The following is a 16,703-nucleotide window of genomic DNA, read 5'->3' as shown; positions in this document are numbered from 1 at the left end:
ATGCTGAAAATTTTATGTGTTTGTGGTTGTGGTCTGGGTTCAAGTTTCGCCATCGAAATGAGTGCGAAAGCCGTTTTAAAAAAACTGGAAATTGAAGCCGATATCGATCACACCACAATTTCAGAAGCTAATGCATTTAAATCCGACATGATTCTGACGCAAAAAGCGTTTGCGGATGTTTTAAATGCTGACGCCACACCAGAACAGATTAAACGGGTCATTATATTAAATAAACTTACCGATAAAGCCGAAATTGAGCAAAAGATCGTGGCTTTCTTAAAAGAACGTAATATGAAGGTTGCTAATCATGAATAGTGTAATCAATTTTCTGGTTAAAGATTTACTGGGACAGGCATCCATTCTTATCGCTTTTATTGCGCTGATTGGGCTGGTGCTGCAAAAGAAATCTGCGGGAAAAGTGGTGGAAGGGACATTTAAAACCCTGCTCGGCTTCTTAATTATGATGGCGGGCATCAATATTATTGTCGGCGCACTGACCTTCCTGAACAGTATCTTCACCCACGGCTTTGGCATGCAGGGCTACATCACCGATGTGGCTGCCATCGCCGGGCTGGCCAACCGTGAACTGGGCTCCGAAGTGGCCATGACGCTGCTGGTGATCTTTATCGTCAATATCATCATTGCCCGCCTGACGCCGTTTAAATACATCTTCCTGACCGGACAGGCGTTGTTATGGATGGCCACGATTGGTGCCGTCATCGGCTATAAAGCAGGCTTAACCGGCTTACCGCTGATTCTGACCGGCGGGATTTTTGGTGGCGTTATGGCTGTCGTGATGCCCGCGCTGGCCCAGCCGGTGGTACGGCGTATTACCGATTCGGACGATGTTGCCCTGGGCCACTTCTGTACCATCGGCTATCTGCTGACGGCGGCCGTGGCGAAGGTGGTCGGTAAAGGGTCACGTTCGACGGAGGATCTGAAGTTACCGGACAACTTCAAATTTTTACAGGACACTTACCTGTCAATGGCGGTGGTGATGGTGCCAATGTACCTGATCCCTGCGCTGGCAGCCGGTCCCGCCTTTATTGCGCAGTACAGCAGCGGCACCAACTACCTGATGTATGCCTTTATGCAGTCCATTCAGTTTGTCGCGGGCGTGTTTGTCCTCTACAGCGGTGTGCGACTGCTGCTGAATGAACTGGTTCCGGCATTCCGTGGCATTGCCATGCGGCTGGTGCCGGATGCGAAGCCTGCACTCGACTGCCCGGTCATGTTTCCTTATGCGCCTAACGCAGTCATTGTCGGTTTCCTGGCGACCACGCTCGGCTCCGTGGTCGGCATGCTGGTGTTCCCGATGTTTGGTCTGGCAATGATTCTGCCGGGTCTGCTCACCAACTTCTTTGCAGGCGGCACGGCTGGCGTGTTTGGTAATGCGTTGGGGGGCCGGCGCGGGGCGATGATCGGGGGCTTCGTGCACGGCTTATTCATTACCTTCCTGCCGGCCATTCTGGTGCCGATGCTGGAAAGTTATGGCTTTACCGGCGTGACCTTCAGCGATTCCGACGTCATCAGTACCGGCCTGGTTTTGGGACATGCTTTCCAGAATAACTGGTTGTTCGTCGCCGTATTCGTCGCCTTTGTTACCGCTATCGCCTGGTTTGTTAACGGAAAATCCACTTCATCCCGTGAGGAAAACGTGCATGAAACTTTATAATTTCACTGACCTGCTCAAGATTGCCAAAGAACGTGATTTTAAAGCGGTGGGATCGTTTAATCTACATTGTCTGGAAATGCTGCCCGCCTTTTTTAAGGCGGCAGAACAAACCCACAGCCCGTTAATGATTCAGATATCTACCGGTACGGCAAAATATCTCGGACACGAATTACTGGTCGATGCCGTTAAATCTTTAGCGAAAAGTAAAAATATTCCAACCTGTCTGCATCTGGATCACTGTTCTGATTTAGAGGCGATTCAGACAGCGATTAACGCCGGATTCAGTTCGGTCATGTACGATGGCTCACATTTACCGCTTGAGGAAAACATTGCTAATACCCGACGGGTTATTGATATGGCGCGTCCGCTAAATGTCTCCGTGGAAGCTGAGCTGGGCGCAATCGGCGGATCGGAAGATGGTAAATGCGTGGAGATGGATGAAATTGCGTTTACCCCTGTAGAGGATGCCAGGCGCTTTGTGCACGAAACGGGCGTCGATATGCTGGCGATTTCCATCGGCACCGTGCACGGCCTGTATACCGGGAAAGCCCATATTCAGCACCAGCGCCTGGCCGCAATCACCGACGCCACCGCGACGCCGCTGGTCCTGCACGGCGGAACGGGCGTGAGTGATGAAGATATGCGCCTGGCTGTCAGCAGCGGTATCGACAAAGTGAACGTGGGCACCGAGATGAATGTCCAGTGGGTGGCGCAGTGCAAAACCACGTTCGAAAAAGGCAAAGTAAACGACAGCGTGCGTAATTTCCTGGTGCCCGCTAATAATGCGGTAACCAATGTATTAGTGGAAAAAATGCAGTTATTCCGCTAACTCCATTTATCCCGACGTAAATAAACCTGAAGTGCCCGCGCGCTTTTCGGGGCAGGAGTCGCTATGTTTGGATTCATGAAAAAGAAAGTGGAAAATCATCCGCAGGATGCGGCTGAACAGGATCGCCTGGCAGAATCCGTCAGCGAGAAAATAAGGCAGCTGGAAGCGAAGCTGGCCAGTAATACCGCCGATACCGACACGCAAAAACAATTAATGCTGGAATATAACCGGGCATTATCACTCTATGCAAAAAGTCGTCGTTACCGGGATCACATCGATCCTCTGTTTGTGAAAATTGATGAATTACGCAATCTGGTGCGAAAATCAGTTTAAGGAGCAGTAATGACCATTAAACAGTTATTACAGGAAGCCAATGCCATTCAGGTCGGGGTTGCGGCCAGCGACTGGCAACAGGTGATCGCCATGGCGGCCAAACCGCTGGTGGCGGGCGGCTATATTCGGGCCTCGTATCCTCAGGCTGTCATTGATAACACGCTCACGCACGGTGCCTATTATGTGTTTGAAGAAGGTATCGCCATTCCTCATGCCCGCCCGGAAACGGGCGTTATTCGCGACTGTTTTAGTCTGATTGTGCTGGCAGAACCGATCTCGTTTGAGGGCAGTGAAAAGGCCGATATCGTCATCATGTTCGGTGCCCGTGACAGTAATGCCCACATTGAAGAGGGCATTCGCGCGATTGTCTCGCTGCTTGACGATGACGCGACGCTGGTCAAACTACGCCAGGCCAGTAGCGTGGCGGACGTCATGGAGATCTTATGACCAGACAGGCGGAAAGTAAGCGAGTAGTACTGGTTAACGGAATTCCCGCCTCGGGCAAAAGTACGCTGACCCGGATGCTGTCCGGGCGTTTCACCTTACCGGTATTAACGCTGGACAGCATTAAGGAGCCCTTCATGTCCAGCTTCGCCCCGGTCGATCGTCAGCGTAACCGACAGCTCGGCTGTGCGGCTTACCAGGCGATCTGGAATATTGTGGGCCAGTCACCGGTGAACTCGGTTTTTCTGATTGATGCCTGGTTTGGGTTTCAGTCGAAAAGCGTGCTGGAGCAGGGTTTGCAGCGAGCGGGCGTGGATGAGGTGCTGGAGATCTGGATGCAGATCTCACCCGATGAGGCGGTGGCGCGTTACCAGGCTCGCCTGGCGCAACGCATGCCGGGTCACCCCGGCGCGGAGTATCTTCCGGAACTGCGTCGTCTGGCGGAAGAAGCACAACCCATGGCACTGGGGCCGCTGCTGCGGGTTAATGCCAGGGCCATCGATGAAGCGGCGGTTTGTCAGTGGCTGGCTCAGCATACGGGAAAGAAGGACTATACTGCGTCTGTTGAGGATGAAACAGAGGAGCCGCCCCATGCCACAGCCCCCTTATCTGCAAACGGGCGAGAGCGTCGTGCTTTATGATGGTGTATGCAAACTTTGTACAGGATGGGTGCGTTTCCTGTTGCGCCACCGGCTGGCGCGGCAGGTCCGTTTTGCTTCCGTCCAGAGTGAGGAGGGCAAAGCACTACTGAGATGGGCCGGCCTGCCTGACGACAATATCAGCACGATCGTCTACATTCGGGATGAACAGCACTGGCTTCGGGCGCAGGCTATTTTTCGCGTTTTTCAGCAGTTGCCGCTGCCGTGGCGCATCATGAGCGTGCTGCGCTGGTTGCCGAAACGCCTCAGTAACCTTTTTTACGACGCCATTGCGCTGAACCGCTACAGGCTGTTTGGCCGCTATGCGACGCAACAGCCCATTCGCGCCGATTATCCAGGCCGGTTCCTGTCGCATCAGGCCTGACGACACCGTTTACCCGTCATCGCCTGCAAAGGTGAATTAAAACCATCATTTTTCTTCAGGTTTACTAATATTTTACAGGCAGGTTAACAACGTAATGGGAAGGTAATACGTTGTGCCTGGGCTGTATAACTATTGAAAATGGAGAAAATCATGCGCAACACCTCTGGACGATCGGCCATCGCCGTGACGCTTTACGCTCTCCTCGAACCTCTACCGGTGGGCTTTTTTGTAGCGACCTGGCTGTTCGATATCGTCTATATGAAGACGACTGTCATCTTCTGGTCTGTCAGTGCCAGTTGGTTAATCGCAATAGGTCTGGTCATTGCTGTTCTGCCACGAGTAATTAGTCTTATTTATCTGTTCCGCGGCAGCAGCGCGCCAGAGAAAACCCATTTCTGGATCTCGCTGGTGGCTATCCTGCTGGCTATCGCCAACGCCTTTATTCACAGCCGTGATGCGTACGCCGTGGTGCCCACGGCGGTGATTCTCTCAACGCTGGTGGTGATACTGCTACTGCTGGCGAATGTGCAACTTGCCCTTCGTCAACGCATCGCTTAAGGAGAAGCCCCAATGAAAATGCCACAATATTCCCTGATAGCGTTGGCGCTGACGGCCCTGTTAGCCGGGTGTGATAACGGTGCGTCGGTCGCGCCTGAAAAACAGATTGGTGCGAATCCTGAGCTGCCGGAAGCCAAAAATTTTATGGTACCGCCGATGCAGGTGCCCAAAGGTGTTCCGTGGAAGAACGGCGAAATGCCTAAGGTCGCCGAGGGGCTGAAGATAGAGAAGATTGCCGATAAGCTTCAGCATCCACGTCAGGTCTACGTGCTGCCGAACAACGATATTTTGGTCGCGGAATCCAACGGCACACCCAAACCCACGACCAAGCCGAAAGAGCTGATTACGGGTCTGGTAAAAAATGCCTCAGGCAAAGGGGGCAAAGGCGGTAACCGCATCACCCTGTTGCGTAATGTGAATGGCAAGTGGGAGCAACACCGCTTTATCGAGAATCTGACCGCGCCGTTTGGCATGCAACTGGTCGGGAATACCCTGTATGTGGCAAATGCAGACAGTCTGGTGAAATTTCCCTACAGCGAAGGACAAACCGAGATTCGCACCGCGCCGGAAGAGGTGACCGAATTACCCGGCGGGCCCATTAACCACCACTGGACAAAAGCGCTGTTAGCCAGTCCTGATGGCAGCAAACTGTACGTCGGCGTCGGGTCGAACAGTAATATTACCGAAAACGGTATTGGTGCGGAATACCGCCGTGCCGCCGTGCTGGAGGTCGATGCCGCCAGCGGTGCCAGCCGCATTTATGCCAGCGGCTTGCGTAACCCGACGGGGCTCGACTGGGAGCCGCAGACGAAGCAGTTGTGGGCGGTCGTCAACGAGCGTGACGAAATTGGCTCGGATTTGGTGCCCGACTACCTGACGTCTGTTAAAGAGAAGGGCTTCTATGGCTGGCCCTACAGCTATTTTGGTCAACACGTTGATGTACGCGCTCAGCCGCAGCGACCGGATCTGGTCAAAACAGCCATCAAGCCTGATTACGCTCTGAGCTCGCATGTCGCCCCACTGGGCCTGTTGTTTTATGGTGCAGAGAATATGCCGCAGTACCGGGGCGGTGCCTTTATCAGCGAACACGGGAGCTGGAACCGTAAGCCACTGAACGGCTACAAGGTCATCTGGGTGAAATTCGAAAACGGGAAACCGGTGGGGCAACCGCAAACCGTGGTGTCCGGCTTTTTGACTGAGGATGAAAAAGAAGTGCACGGCTTACCGGTGGGCCTGGCCAGCGATAAGCAGGGCGGGTTAATTATCGCCGATGATGCAGGTGATACGATCTGGCGCGTCAGTTCAGCGAAGTAATTGCGACTGCGCAGGCATAAAAAAAGGATTTGGCATAACGCCAAATCCTTTTTTCTTTTGTTCGTCCTGCGGCGGGTAACCGGAGGACAAACGAGGTGCTCAGCACTCTCCACAGGTTGAGTGTAAAGAGTGACAGCGAAGACTTCAAGTTTGGCCAAAATACTGTATATTTATACATGTGTTGAGCGTCGGGCATCGCACCGTGGTTAACTGATTGCTTCCAGGGGAGCACGGTTATGTAAATCCCGGCAGGTCCCAGGTGGTGCTGGCCTGTGGCTTAAACCATGAGTGCCGCTCAGCCCTCTCCACAACGTTGTGCTCAGGCAGTCGGCGGGTAATGTCAGAGTCCTGGCTGCTGAACAGCGCGCTCCCTAAGCAGGAGAAGGAAAGTGATGGAACTGACTAAGCTGATTCTGGAGATTATCCGGGTCATCTTGCAGATCATCGTTGCCCTTTTGCAACTGACCGGTCATGCAAAATAACCGGAACTTTGACCAAGGCGGAGCTAACCACTCCGCCTTTTTCGTTGTCAATTGTCTGTCATGTTATCCGGCTACAGTGGCGCGGCAGTCAGGCGCCTTACGGGCATCACTTATCCAGACCTCAGACCAGAGCCGGGAGCATTTCCATGTCACTTGCCGCGGTAAAACCCGCCAAACTTCAGCAAACCGAAATCGATGCCAGCGTACGCATGCGTGAAACGCAGATTGGCGCGCAGTGTGAAATTCTGGCTCACAGCTATCTGGAATACAGCACCCTGGGCGATTTCTCCTATGTAGGTGAACATTGTTGCATTGCCGACAGTGAGATTGGCCGTTTCACCGCGATCGCTAATCAGGTCCGGATTGGCGCGCCGAATCACCCGATGAATCGCGCGTCACAACACCGCTTTACCTATTGTCCGGAGTATTACGACGCGACCGCCACGCGCGACCACGGTTTTTTCACCGCCCGGCGAGAAGACAGAGTGATCATTGGCAATGACGTCTGGATCGGTCATGGCGTGATCGTACTGCCCGGCGTCACGGTGGGCGACGGGGCGGTGCTGGCGGCGGGCGCGGTGGTGACGAAAGACGTTGCAGCCTATACCGTGGTCGGTGGCGTGCCCGCCAAACCGATTCGGGTTCGCTTCCATCCGGCGATTGCCACGCGCTTACAGCACATCGCCTGGTGGAACTGGCCGCTGGAAAAGATCATGGCGAACCTTGCCGATTTTCAGTCAGAGGATATTGAGCAGTTTTGTGCAAAGCATGGCTGAATGCGACGGGGAAATAAACGGTGGCGGATGCCACCGTCTGACAGGGCGGTTTAGCGTTTAGCCCGCGCGTCCAGCACGGCCGTGGCGATGCGGTCGCCAATGGTTTTGTCGATATTGCGCCAGTATTCAAAAGCCCGCGACAGCACCGGCTCTTCCACGCCGTTCAACAGATGGCCCGTGACGTTGTTGACCAGCCGGTCACGCGCGGCGTCATCCATCACCTTATTGATCAACGTATTCGCCTGGCCTACGTCATCGTCGTCCCGACGCAGTGAATAGGGTGCCCGTACCATATCGCCGCTGGCAGACCAGACCGAGTCGGTCGGATAACGTTCACCATCGGCAACCGGGCCGCCTTTGCTGTTGGGCGCATAAACCGGGTCGGATACCGGATTCATGCGCATGGCCCCATCTTTGCTGTAGCTGTTGACCGGCGACTGCGGCGCGTTGACCGGAATCTGCTTATAGTTCACCCCCAGTCGGGCGCGGTGGGCATCCGCATAGGCAAAGACGCGCCCGAGCAGCATCTTATCCGGGCTCAGGCCAATACCGGGTACCAGATTGTTGGGCTCGAAGGCAGCCTGTTCAATCTGCGCATGGTTATCGGCAGGATTGCGGTTCAGCGTAAGTTTTCCAACTTTGATTAACGGGTAATCGCTGTGTGGCCAGACCTTGGTCAGGTCGAACGGGTTGTAGCGGTAATCGTCTGCCTCCGCAAAAGGCATGATCTGCATATAGAGCGTCCAGCTCGGGAAGTGACCGTTTTTGATGGACATGAACAGGTCGCGCGTATGGTAATCGCCGTCTTCGCCTGCCAGCTTATCGGCTTCCTGCTGCGTCAGGTTTTCAATGCCCTGATCGGTATGGAAATGGTATTTCACCCAGAACTTCTCGCCCTGTGCGTTTACCCACATATAGGTGTGACTGGAGTAGCCGTTCATATGACGCCAGCTTTTGGGAATACCGCGATCGCCCATCAGCCACGTGACCTGGTGCGACGATTCCGGTGACAGCGTCCAGAAATCCCACTGCATATCGTTGTCACGCAGATTGTTGTCCGCACGGCGTTTTTGCGAGCGAATAAAATGCTGAAACTTCATCGGGTCGCGAATAAAAAACACCGGCGTATTGTTGCCCACCAGGTCGTAATTGCCTTCGCGGGTATAAAACTTTATGGAAAAACCGCGTGGATCGCGCCAGGTATCCGGGCTGCCGCGCTCGCCAGCCACGGTTGAGAAGCGCATCAGCACATCCGTTTTCGTGCCGGGCTGAAAAACGTTGGCTTTGGTGTAGCGACTGACATCTTCAGTCACCTCAAAAAAGCCAAAGGCGCCGCTCCCTTTTGCATGTGGCTGCCGTTCAGGAATACGTTCACGGTTAAAATTCGCCATCTGCTCAATCAGATAGTGATCGTGCAGTACCAGTGGGCCGTCCGGTCCTACCGACAAAGAGTGTTCATCGCTGGCAACCGGAATGCCTGCATCTGTGGTGGTGGGTTTACGCGCATCGTGACTCATTCAATTAGTCTCCATGTTTATACGGGTATTGCATGGAATAAGCGTAGCGTAAAACGCAGAAGCGCAACGGCAGATTGCATCCCAATAGCCGTTTTCTCTCACACACACGTGACCTTTATCGCGCCAGGCCCATCCCGTTGGGACTTTTCGCACTCTGAACCCGGCTTTCCACTGACGAGCTATCCGTGACGGTTATCGCATTTCAACGATCCTGTCTGTTTTGGTGCTTGCGTGTGGCGCGGCAAGGTGTAAATTAGCTTATAACTTCACAATTAAGTGTGAAAAAGAAAAGTACATTACAACCCTGTGATGAAGGATTGCGCCACATGTCTGATTTAAAATTTGCCACACGTCTTAACTCGTTTGCATCGGGGGCACATCGCTACTGGCCAGCGTTACAGGGGAAGCCCTCCGTTATGCAAATGGTGGCGCGTGCGGGTACCGTTAATGGCCTGACCCACCTGGATCTCAACTATCCCCAACACCTTACGGCAGATATCAAAACGCTGCGTCAGGCCATTGAGGACGCGGGACTGGCAGTGAACGGCATGCAGATGCGTTGGGATGCACCGCAGTTCAAGATTGGCGCCTTTACCCATCCTGATGCCAACATTCGTCGCGAAGCTATCGAGCTCACCAAGCGCGGCATTGATGCCGGACGGGAATTCGGCTCAACACTGATGACGTTGTGGATGGGGCAGGATGGCTTTGATTACTGTTTTCAGGTCAATTACAAAAAAATCTGGGAAGACGCGGTCAGCGCAGTGCGCGAAATTGCAGAATATGCCCCGGATGTCGACGTGAGTATTGAGTACAAACCTAACGAACCCCGCGCCTACAGCATCTTTCCTAACGTCACAACCTGCCTGCTGGCGGTGGAAGAAGCGGGCTGCCCGAACCTGGGGATCACCCTGGATTTCGCTCACGTCCTGTTCGCCAATGAAATTCCGGCCTGGGCTGCCGCCATGGTCGCACGCCGCTCCCGGCTGCTGGGGCTGGATCTGAATGATGGCTGGGGTAAACGTGATGACGGGTTAATGGTCGGAGCGGTGAATCCGCGTGCCACGCTGGAATTCCTGTGGCAGATGCAGCGCGATGGCTATCAGGGCGCATATTACTTCGACACGTTCCCGGACGCCAGCGGGCTGGATCCAGTGCGTGAAGCCGAAACCAACATCGCCACCGTGAAACGCCTCCTGAAACTGTGCGAGCAATTTAATGATAACGCGGCGCTGGCCGAGGCTATCCGTCATCAGGATGCCGTGGCGTCGCAGCAGATCGTCAACGACATTATGCTGGCGCGTTAGTCATCGCGTCGGTGTGAAACCATCCAGATGTACCTTACAAATGCATAATTAGAAGGCTAACAATATGAAAAAACGTCTCCTCGCTGTGCTGGCCTCGTTGCTGCTCGGTTCCAGCGTTTACGCAGCCGATCTGGCACCCCTCAAATCCGATACCGAAACGGACCGTACTGACTGGTCACAGCTTGACAGTCAATACGGTGCGATGCCCAAGGTCGATAAGTCGCTGAAAATTGGCGGCGTATCCAAAACGCTGACCAACGAATACTGGCGTTTACTTGGTGAAGGCTACCAGAACGCGGCCAAAAAATATGGTATCACCGTGGCTTATCAGGCCGCGGCAAATGAAGACGACCAGCTGGGACAACTCTCGATTGCCGAAACGCTAATCTCTCAAGGGTTTAACGGCCTGTTGGTTTCACCTCAAACCGATATCAACCTCGAACCCGCACTGGAAAGCGCCAACAGCAAAAAAATTCCGGTCGTGAACGTCAACGATGCCGTCATGCCAAACGCGGAACACTACGTTGGCAACGTCCAGAAAGACAACGGGGTTCGGGTGGCGAAGTGGTTTATTGAGCACCATCCCCAAGGCGGCAAGGTTGCGGTCATTGAAGGGCAACCTGGCGTTTACGCGGCTGGCCAGCGCACCAGTGGTTTTAAAGAAACGCTGAAAGCGAACGGCAAGTTCAATGTGGTGGCCAGCGTGCCAGCGAACTGGAGCCGTGAGCAGGCTTACAATGCGGCCAGCACCATTCTGCAACAGCATCCCGATCTGATTGGTTTCTACGCCAACAATGACACCATGGCCCTTGGCGTGGTGGAAGCGGTGCGCGCAATGGACAAGGCAAAACAGGTTGCGGTATTTGGGACTGACGGTATTTCAGATGCCTATGCCTCGATCAAGCGCGGTGAGTTGACCGGCACAGTAGACAGCTTCCCGATGCTGACTGGCGAAGTGGCGATGGATGTGATGCTGCGTCTCATCGACGGCCAGAAAATTTCACGTGTCGTCTCAACACCGCAGGCGCTCATCACCAAAGAGAATGCCGATGCCTTTTCTACCAAAGACATGGATAAGCTGCGTCAGCTGTTAGCGCAGCAGTAAGCCAGGCGGAGAGTGTATGGAACAGTATCGCTTAATGATGCGCGGCATCAGCAAAACCTACGGCAGCGCTGCAGCTTTACAAAATGTCGACTTTTTTGTGAAGCCGGGTGAAGTGCATGCCCTGATTGGCGAGAATGGTGCGGGAAAATCCACCCTGTTAAACATTCTTTCCGGCGTGCGCGATGCGGACAGCGGTGAAATCAGCGTGAACGGCCAGACGGTACACATGAAAAACCCGCTCAGTGCGCGTCATGCAGGCATTGCGATGATCCATCAGGAGCTGCAGCATGTTCCCGAACTCTCCGTTGCGCAGAACATGTTTCTGGGCCGCCCGTTAACCAAAGCGAAGGGGTTGTGGGTCGATAAAGCGGCACAGTTAGCGCGTGCCACGTTAATCCTGAAGCGCCTGGATCCGACGATCGATCCTGATATGCCGATTAAGGCGCTAAAGGTTTCGCAACAGCAGGTGGTGGAAATTGCGCGTGCCTTACTGGATGACGCAAAAATCATCGCCATGGATGAGCCGACGTCCAGCCTGACACCGCAAGAGTTTGACCGTCTGGCTGAACTGATTGCCGACCTGAAGTCTCTGGGCGTTTCACTGATCTACGTGTCACATAAGATGAACGAGATCTTCAGCGTGTGCGACCGGGCAACCATCATGCGTGATGGCAAACAGGTCGGGGTCGTTAATATCTGTGATGAAACTGAAGAGAGCATTGTGGCCAAAATGGTGGGCCGCAAGATCGAAAAGCTCGACCACAATGCCTTCGTGACGTCGCAGGAAGTATTACGGGTAGAGAACCTGGGACGGAGCAACGTCATATCGCCTGCAAATTTTAGCGTCAACGCCGGGGAAGTGTTGGGCATTGCAGGACTGGTGGGTGCAGGACGTACCGAACTTCTCAAACTGATCGCCGGTATTGACAGGCGCACCAGCGGCACGGTGCAGGTCAATGGCCGGTTGGTCCCCAACCACAATATCAGCGCGGCGATCCGGGCAGGCATCGGCCTGGTACCGGAAGATCGTAAAAAAGAGGGCATCATCAAAGCGCGCGCCGTGAAGATGAATATGGCGCTGTCGTCTATGCGCCAGTTCACCCTGGCCGGGGTAATCAATAAACTCCGGTTAAATCGCGTGGCGCACGATGTGATGAGCGACCTGAAACTTCGCCCGCTGGATATCGAAAAAACCATCGGCACGCTTAGCGGCGGTAATCAACAGAAAGTGATTATTGGTCGCTGGGTAGCAGCTGATACCAAAGTTTTCTTATTTGATGAGCCAACCCGGGGAATTGATATTGGTGCCAAGTCCGAAATTTACAATCTTATTGAGCGCCTGGCACAGGCAGGTAAAGCGATTATTGTTGTCTCGTCAGAGATGACAGAAATTATTCGTATTTGCGATCGTGTTCTGGTCATGCGGGAAGGGAAGATTACCCAGACATTAACCGGTGATGCGATTACCGAAGAGAATATAGCCCGCTTTGCCATTAAAGAAACAGAAATGGCCTGATCGAACACCTTTAAAGATAAAGGCGATAAACATGACAACGCAAACTAATATGCAGCAGCCAGGGCGTTCTTCGTCGCTGCTTAAATTCAACCTGCGCGATGCCGGAACCTTAATCGGTTTGGTCATTATTGTGGTGACATTCTCATTTTTGTCACCGGTCTTTTTAACCGTTCCCAATCTGCTGAATATTATGCAGCAGTCGTCAATAAATGCCTTAATTGCGCTGGGCATGACCCTGGTAATCATTTCGGGCGGCATTGACTTATCGGTCGGGCCCACGGCGGCGCTGTCCGCCGTATTAGGGGCTACGCTGATGGTTTCTGGCGTACCGGTCCCCCTGGCAATCATGGCGACGCTGGGCATCGGGGTCATTAGCGGCATGTTTAGCGGTTCACTGATTGCTTATGCCGGGCTACAACCGTTTATTGTGACGCTGGGCGGTCTGTCGCTGTTTCGCGCCGTTGCCCTGATTTATACCGGTGGCAATCCGGTCTTTGGCATTCCGATGTCGTTCCGTAGCCTGATTAACAGCACGCTATTTGGCGTGCCCACGCCCATCGTGGTGGTGGCGGTCATTGCTTTGTGCTTATGGGTCGTTATGAATAAGACGCCGCTGGGCGAATACATTCTGGCGATTGGCGGTAATGAAGAGGCTGCCCGGGTAGCGGGTGTGCCGGTGAAGCGCACCAAGGTGACGGTGTACGTGATCTCCGGCATGCTGGCGTCACTGGCCTCGTTGATTTTGATTGGTCGCCTGGGCGCGGCGGAACCCACCATTGGCAATCTGTGGGAGCTGGATGCGATTGCCGCCGCCGCCATCGGCGGGGCGTCACTGATGGGAGGGAAAGGCAGTATTTTTGGCACCCTGATCGGCGTCATTATTCTGGGGGCGCTGCGTAATGGATTGACACTGCTTAATATTCAGGCGTTTTATCAATTGCTCGCTACCGGTCTTATTATTATCATAGCGATGTTGATTGACCGAGCGACCCGAGGCAAGTAATGAAGCAAGATCCGCGAGCCATTGGCGCTCAAATTCGTATGCGATTACCCCAACTGACCCCGTTAGAACGGCGCGTGGTTGAGGCGATCACGGCCCGAACCGACATCACTGAACAAACCTCATTAAAAGAGATTGCGCAGGAGAACGGTGTATCGGAAGCGATGATAGTGAAGATAACAAAAAAGCTTAACTTCACGGGATTCAGAAATTTCAGGAGCAGTTTAATTTATTATAACGCGTCTGAAGTGGCCGGTTTGCATGCAGAAATTGAGCCTGATGATTCTTCGGAACAATTACTGGCAAAAGTTTTCCGCACGTCTATTCAGGCTATTGAAGAAACCCTGTCGGTTTTAGATGTGTCCGAATTTAATCGCGCGGCAGATATTATTTTTAAAGCACGTCATATTGATCTTTATGCTGTCGGCGGTTCGGCAACGGTCGCCCGTGATTTATCCCACAAGATGCTAAAAATAGGGATTAAATCCAGCGCCTATGATGATGCCCATATTATGCTGATGTCTGCCGCCGTATTATCTGATGACGATGTGGTAATTGCCATTAGTCACTCAGGCGCAACGCGTGCCGTGAACGATCCGGTGAAATTAGCCGGTCGCAACGGCGCCAGAGTGATTGTCATTACTAATTACGCGGAGTCGCCTATTGCGCGTCATGCGCATGTGGTTCTTAATTCAACTTCTCAGGGATCGCATCTGTTAGGGGAAAACGCCGCGTCACGAATCGCCCAACTGAATATACTGGATGCGCTTTTTGTGGCTATCGCGAAAAAGGATTTGAAGCGGGCGGAGAAAAACCTGATGAAAACCCAGCATGCGGTTCAGGATCTGCGGGAATTCTGAGCATGAGCAAAATTGCAGTCACCGGCAGTCTTCATTACGACATTATGCTGGATGCCCACCATCGCCCTGAAAAAGGCGAAACGGTCATGGGTACCGCGTGCCGCTATAAGTTTGGTGGCAAAGGCGGCAACCAGGCAATCGCAGCGGCCAGTGCGGGCGCGGCGGTGTGTTTTATCGGGGCCGTAGGCGCGGATGAACAGGGCCGGTTCTTACTGAATCGCCTGCAACAGGCGGGTGTAGAAACACAACGCGTTGCGGTGCTTAACGACATGCCCTCTGGTATGAGCGTGGCGATTACCGATGCGGAAGGGGATTACGGCGCAGTGGTCGTCTCCAATGCCAACCAGCATATTTCCTGCCTGCCGTTTGCGCAGGCAGATTTCTGGCAGGGCGTTTCGATGCTGGTACTGCAAAATGAGGTGCCGGAAGCGGTGAATCTGGCGGCGGCGCAGGCAGCACGGCAGCAGCATATTCCGGTCTGCATCAATGCGGCACCGGCGCGCCCGCTCTCTGCTGAATTTGAACGCAGCATTGATGTGCTGGTGGTCAATGCGGTTGAAGCGCGAGACATGAGTGGCATTGTGGTCACCGATCTGTCGTCGGCACAGCAGGCGGCAACCCAACTGGCTGCTCGCTTTCCGTGCGTAGTGGTGACCGCCGGTGAACACGGTGTGGCGTTCAGCGAAGCCGGGAATACGCAAACGTTGCCAGCCCGAAAGGTGACGCTGGTCAGTACGCATGGCGCGGGTGACTGTTTCATGGGCGTATTGTGTCAGGCGCTGGCAGACGGTGAGGCGCTGGCGCTGGCCGTCGCGAAGGCCAATGATGCAGCCGCTACGCATGTTTCGCAGCCCATCCGCTAAAAAAAATGCAACGTCAGTGACGTTGCATTATTACGTGATGCGTGGGATTACGAGGCTACTTTCACCACAGTCTTACCGAAGTTTTTACCGTTCAGCATATCAATAAATGCCTTAGGCGCATTTTCCAGCCCGTCAATCACGTGCTCGCGATACTGAATTTTCTTGCTTTCCACCAGCGGCGTCATGGCTTTCAAAAACTCAGGATAGCGGTGGTCATAATCCTGGAAAATGATAAAGCCCTGCATGCGAATGCGCCGGGTCAGAATACCGGCCATGATGCGTGAGGTACGGTCAGGGCCTGGCGGCAGCTCTTTTTGGCTGTAGGCAGAAACCAGTCCGCAAACCGGCACCCGCGCCGCCGGGTTCAGCAGCGGGAAGACCGCATCGAACACCTTACCGCCCACGTTTTCAAAATAGATATCAATGCCATCCGGGCAGGCATTTTTGAGCTGCTCTTCAAAGTCCTGGCTGTGGTGATCGATACAGGCATCAAAGCCCAGATTTTCCACCGCATGACGGCATTTTTCTTCACCACCCGCGACACCTACCACGCGACAGCCTTTCATTTTTCCTAACTGGCCCACGGTCGCGCCCACCGGACCGGTTGCCGCCGCGACAACCAGGGTTTCGCCTTCTTTCGGCTGACCGATATCCATTAATCCCATATAGGCCGTAAATCCGGGCATGCCGAGAATTCCCAGCGCCCAGGAGGGATGCGGGAGGTCGCTATTCAGACGGGCAACGTCTTTACCATCAGACACGGCATATTCCTGCCAGCCGCTCTGGCAAAGCACCCAGTCACCCGCTTTAAATTCACTGTTTTTGGATTCGGCGACCTGACAAACCGTGCCGCCAACCATCGGCTTATCCAGCTCTGCCGGTGGCGCGTAAGATTTCCCTTCATCCATACGTCCGCGCATATAAGGGTCGAGTGACAGATAAATCGTACGCAGTAAGATCTCGCCATCTTTGATTTCAGGTGTCGGCTGCGCAACATAACGGAAGTTGTCTTCCGTTGGTTCACCCTTGGGGCGTGAAGCCAAAAGCCAGGCGTGATTTGTTGTCGATTGTTCAGTCATAAAGTCGTCCTTTGCATGGGCA

Annotated in this window: 18 protein-coding genes; 16 read left to right on the top strand and 2 right to left on the bottom strand. The window is 53.7% G+C overall.

Features of this window, described 5'->3' with window-relative positions:
* The 10 genes from RAC60_RS02185 (at position 1) to RAC60_RS02140 (ending at position 7,434) form a co-directional block, all read left to right on the top strand.
* Positions 1–315 carry a PTS sugar transporter subunit IIB gene (locus RAC60_RS02185; RefSeq protein ID WP_033741363.1) on the top strand — a complete coding sequence of 105 codons (315 nt, stop codon included), beginning with the start codon at positions 1–3 and terminating at the stop codon, positions 313–315.
* On the top strand, positions 308–1,675 hold the full coding sequence (locus RAC60_RS02180) for a PTS sugar transporter subunit IIC (protein ID WP_033741366.1): 1,368 nt from the start codon (positions 308–310) through the stop codon (positions 1,673–1,675). The genes RAC60_RS02185 and RAC60_RS02180 overlap by 8 nt, the downstream gene beginning before the upstream one ends.
* Positions 1,662–2,504, top strand: coding sequence for a class II fructose-bisphosphate aldolase (locus tag RAC60_RS02175; protein WP_058701942.1), 843 nt, complete (start codon positions 1,662–1,664; stop codon positions 2,502–2,504). The genes RAC60_RS02180 and RAC60_RS02175 overlap by 14 nt, the downstream gene beginning before the upstream one ends.
* 63 nt (positions 2,505–2,567) lie before the next feature.
* Complete coding sequence (locus tag RAC60_RS02170) at positions 2,568–2,837, top strand: hypothetical protein (protein ID WP_033741367.1); 270 nt, start codon at positions 2,568–2,570, stop codon at positions 2,835–2,837.
* A 9-nt stretch (positions 2,838–2,846) separates the two neighbouring features.
* Complete coding sequence (locus RAC60_RS02165; RefSeq protein ID WP_033741369.1) at positions 2,847–3,284, top strand: PTS sugar transporter subunit IIA; 438 nt, start codon at positions 2,847–2,849, stop codon at positions 3,282–3,284.
* On the top strand, positions 3,281–3,922 hold the full coding sequence (locus RAC60_RS02160; RefSeq protein WP_375092502.1) for a glucokinase: 642 nt from the start codon (positions 3,281–3,283) through the stop codon (positions 3,920–3,922). The genes RAC60_RS02165 and RAC60_RS02160 overlap by 4 nt, the downstream gene beginning before the upstream one ends.
* Positions 3,873–4,304: a thiol-disulfide oxidoreductase DCC family protein gene (locus tag RAC60_RS02155; RefSeq protein WP_033741374.1), complete on the top strand. Its 432-nt coding sequence runs from the start codon at positions 3,873–3,875 to the stop codon at positions 4,302–4,304. Before RAC60_RS02160 ends, RAC60_RS02155 begins: the two co-directional genes overlap by 50 nt.
* A 150-nt stretch (positions 4,305–4,454) precedes the next feature.
* Entirely contained in the window at positions 4,455–4,862 is a 408-nt protein-coding gene (locus RAC60_RS02150; protein WP_375092501.1) for a DUF2231 domain-containing protein, read from the top strand.
* A gap of 12 nt (positions 4,863–4,874) precedes the next feature.
* On the top strand, positions 4,875–6,176 hold the full coding sequence (locus RAC60_RS02145; RefSeq protein ID WP_110267525.1) for a sorbosone dehydrogenase family protein: 1,302 nt from the start codon (positions 4,875–4,877) through the stop codon (positions 6,174–6,176).
* Between the two features lie 628 nt (positions 6,177–6,804).
* On the top strand, positions 6,805–7,434 hold the full coding sequence (locus tag RAC60_RS02140; protein WP_283786763.1) for a DapH/DapD/GlmU-related protein: 630 nt from the start codon (positions 6,805–6,807) through the stop codon (positions 7,432–7,434).
* A 50-nt stretch (positions 7,435–7,484) separates the two neighbouring features.
* Here the strand turns inward: RAC60_RS02140 and RAC60_RS02135 are convergent, their stop codons facing one another.
* A complete protein-coding gene (locus RAC60_RS02135; RefSeq protein WP_283786761.1) occupies positions 7,485–8,951 on the bottom strand; it encodes a catalase in 1,467 nt (488 codons plus the stop codon).
* Positions 8,952–9,277: 326 nt separating this feature from the next.
* Here RAC60_RS02135 and RAC60_RS02130 point away from each other — a divergent pair, with 326 nt between their 5' ends.
* The 6 genes from RAC60_RS02130 (at position 9,278) to RAC60_RS02105 (ending at position 15,602) form a co-directional block, all read left to right on the top strand.
* A complete protein-coding gene (locus RAC60_RS02130) occupies positions 9,278–10,258 on the top strand; it encodes a TIM barrel protein (RefSeq protein WP_054633809.1) in 981 nt (326 codons plus the stop codon).
* Between the two features lie 64 nt (positions 10,259–10,322).
* Positions 10,323–11,363, top strand: a complete 1,041-nt coding sequence (locus RAC60_RS02125; RefSeq protein WP_054633808.1) for a substrate-binding domain-containing protein — start codon at positions 10,323–10,325, stop codon at positions 11,361–11,363.
* A gap of 16 nt (positions 11,364–11,379) precedes the next feature.
* Complete coding sequence (locus tag RAC60_RS02120) at positions 11,380–12,879, top strand: sugar ABC transporter ATP-binding protein (protein ID WP_054633807.1); 1,500 nt, start codon at positions 11,380–11,382, stop codon at positions 12,877–12,879.
* Between the two features lie 31 nt (positions 12,880–12,910).
* Complete coding sequence (locus RAC60_RS02115) at positions 12,911–13,882, top strand: ABC transporter permease (protein ID WP_054633806.1); 972 nt, start codon at positions 12,911–12,913, stop codon at positions 13,880–13,882.
* Positions 13,882–14,739, top strand: a complete 858-nt coding sequence (locus RAC60_RS02110) for a MurR/RpiR family transcriptional regulator (RefSeq protein ID WP_054633805.1) — start codon at positions 13,882–13,884, stop codon at positions 14,737–14,739. Before RAC60_RS02115 ends, RAC60_RS02110 begins: the two co-directional genes overlap by 1 nt.
* Before the next feature lie 2 nt (positions 14,740–14,741).
* A complete protein-coding gene (locus tag RAC60_RS02105) occupies positions 14,742–15,602 on the top strand; it encodes a PfkB family carbohydrate kinase (RefSeq protein WP_054633804.1) in 861 nt (286 codons plus the stop codon).
* Between the two features lie 47 nt (positions 15,603–15,649).
* Here the strand turns inward: RAC60_RS02105 and RAC60_RS02100 are convergent, their stop codons facing one another.
* Entirely contained in the window at positions 15,650–16,681 is a 1,032-nt protein-coding gene (locus RAC60_RS02100; protein ID WP_283786753.1) for an NADP-dependent oxidoreductase, read from the bottom strand.
* Positions 16,682–16,703: the final 22 nt, after the last annotated feature.

Origin of the sequence: Pantoea sp. BR_17, from assembly GCF_041955125.1 — a bacterium.
In the GTDB taxonomy this organism is placed as follows: Bacteria; Pseudomonadota; Gammaproteobacteria; order Enterobacterales; family Enterobacteriaceae; genus Pantoea; species Pantoea stewartii.
Note: the sequence above shows the minus strand (reverse complement) of the source record. Positions and strands in the feature narration are given on the sequence as shown.

Coding starts and splice junctions, on each gene's coding strand:
- RAC60_RS02185 (WP_033741363.1), top strand. CDS start 1: ATGCTGAAAATTTTATGTGTTTGTGGTTGTGGTCTGGGTTCAAGTTTC.
- RAC60_RS02180 (WP_033741366.1), top strand. CDS start 308: ATGAATAGTGTAATCAATTTTCTGGTTAAAGATTTACTGGGACAGGCA.
- RAC60_RS02175 (WP_058701942.1), top strand. CDS start 1,662: ATGAAACTTTATAATTTCACTGACCTGCTCAAGATTGCCAAAGAACGT.
- RAC60_RS02170 (WP_033741367.1), top strand. CDS start 2,568: ATGTTTGGATTCATGAAAAAGAAAGTGGAAAATCATCCGCAGGATGCG.
- RAC60_RS02165 (WP_033741369.1), top strand. CDS start 2,847: ATGACCATTAAACAGTTATTACAGGAAGCCAATGCCATTCAGGTCGGG.
- RAC60_RS02160 (WP_375092502.1), top strand. CDS start 3,281: ATGACCAGACAGGCGGAAAGTAAGCGAGTAGTACTGGTTAACGGAATT.
- RAC60_RS02155 (WP_033741374.1), top strand. CDS start 3,873: ATGCCACAGCCCCCTTATCTGCAAACGGGCGAGAGCGTCGTGCTTTAT.
- RAC60_RS02150 (WP_375092501.1), top strand. CDS start 4,455: ATGCGCAACACCTCTGGACGATCGGCCATCGCCGTGACGCTTTACGCT.
- RAC60_RS02145 (WP_110267525.1), top strand. CDS start 4,875: ATGAAAATGCCACAATATTCCCTGATAGCGTTGGCGCTGACGGCCCTG.
- RAC60_RS02140 (WP_283786763.1), top strand. CDS start 6,805: ATGTCACTTGCCGCGGTAAAACCCGCCAAACTTCAGCAAACCGAAATC.
- RAC60_RS02135 (WP_283786761.1), bottom strand. CDS start 8,951: ATGAGTCACGATGCGCGTAAACCCACCACCACAGATGCAGGCATTCCG.
- RAC60_RS02130 (WP_054633809.1), top strand. CDS start 9,278: ATGTCTGATTTAAAATTTGCCACACGTCTTAACTCGTTTGCATCGGGG.
- RAC60_RS02125 (WP_054633808.1), top strand. CDS start 10,323: ATGAAAAAACGTCTCCTCGCTGTGCTGGCCTCGTTGCTGCTCGGTTCC.
- RAC60_RS02120 (WP_054633807.1), top strand. CDS start 11,380: ATGGAACAGTATCGCTTAATGATGCGCGGCATCAGCAAAACCTACGGC.
- RAC60_RS02115 (WP_054633806.1), top strand. CDS start 12,911: ATGACAACGCAAACTAATATGCAGCAGCCAGGGCGTTCTTCGTCGCTG.
- RAC60_RS02110 (WP_054633805.1), top strand. CDS start 13,882: ATGAAGCAAGATCCGCGAGCCATTGGCGCTCAAATTCGTATGCGATTA.
- RAC60_RS02105 (WP_054633804.1), top strand. CDS start 14,742: ATGAGCAAAATTGCAGTCACCGGCAGTCTTCATTACGACATTATGCTG.
- RAC60_RS02100 (WP_283786753.1), bottom strand. CDS start 16,681: ATGACTGAACAATCGACAACAAATCACGCCTGGCTTTTGGCTTCACGC.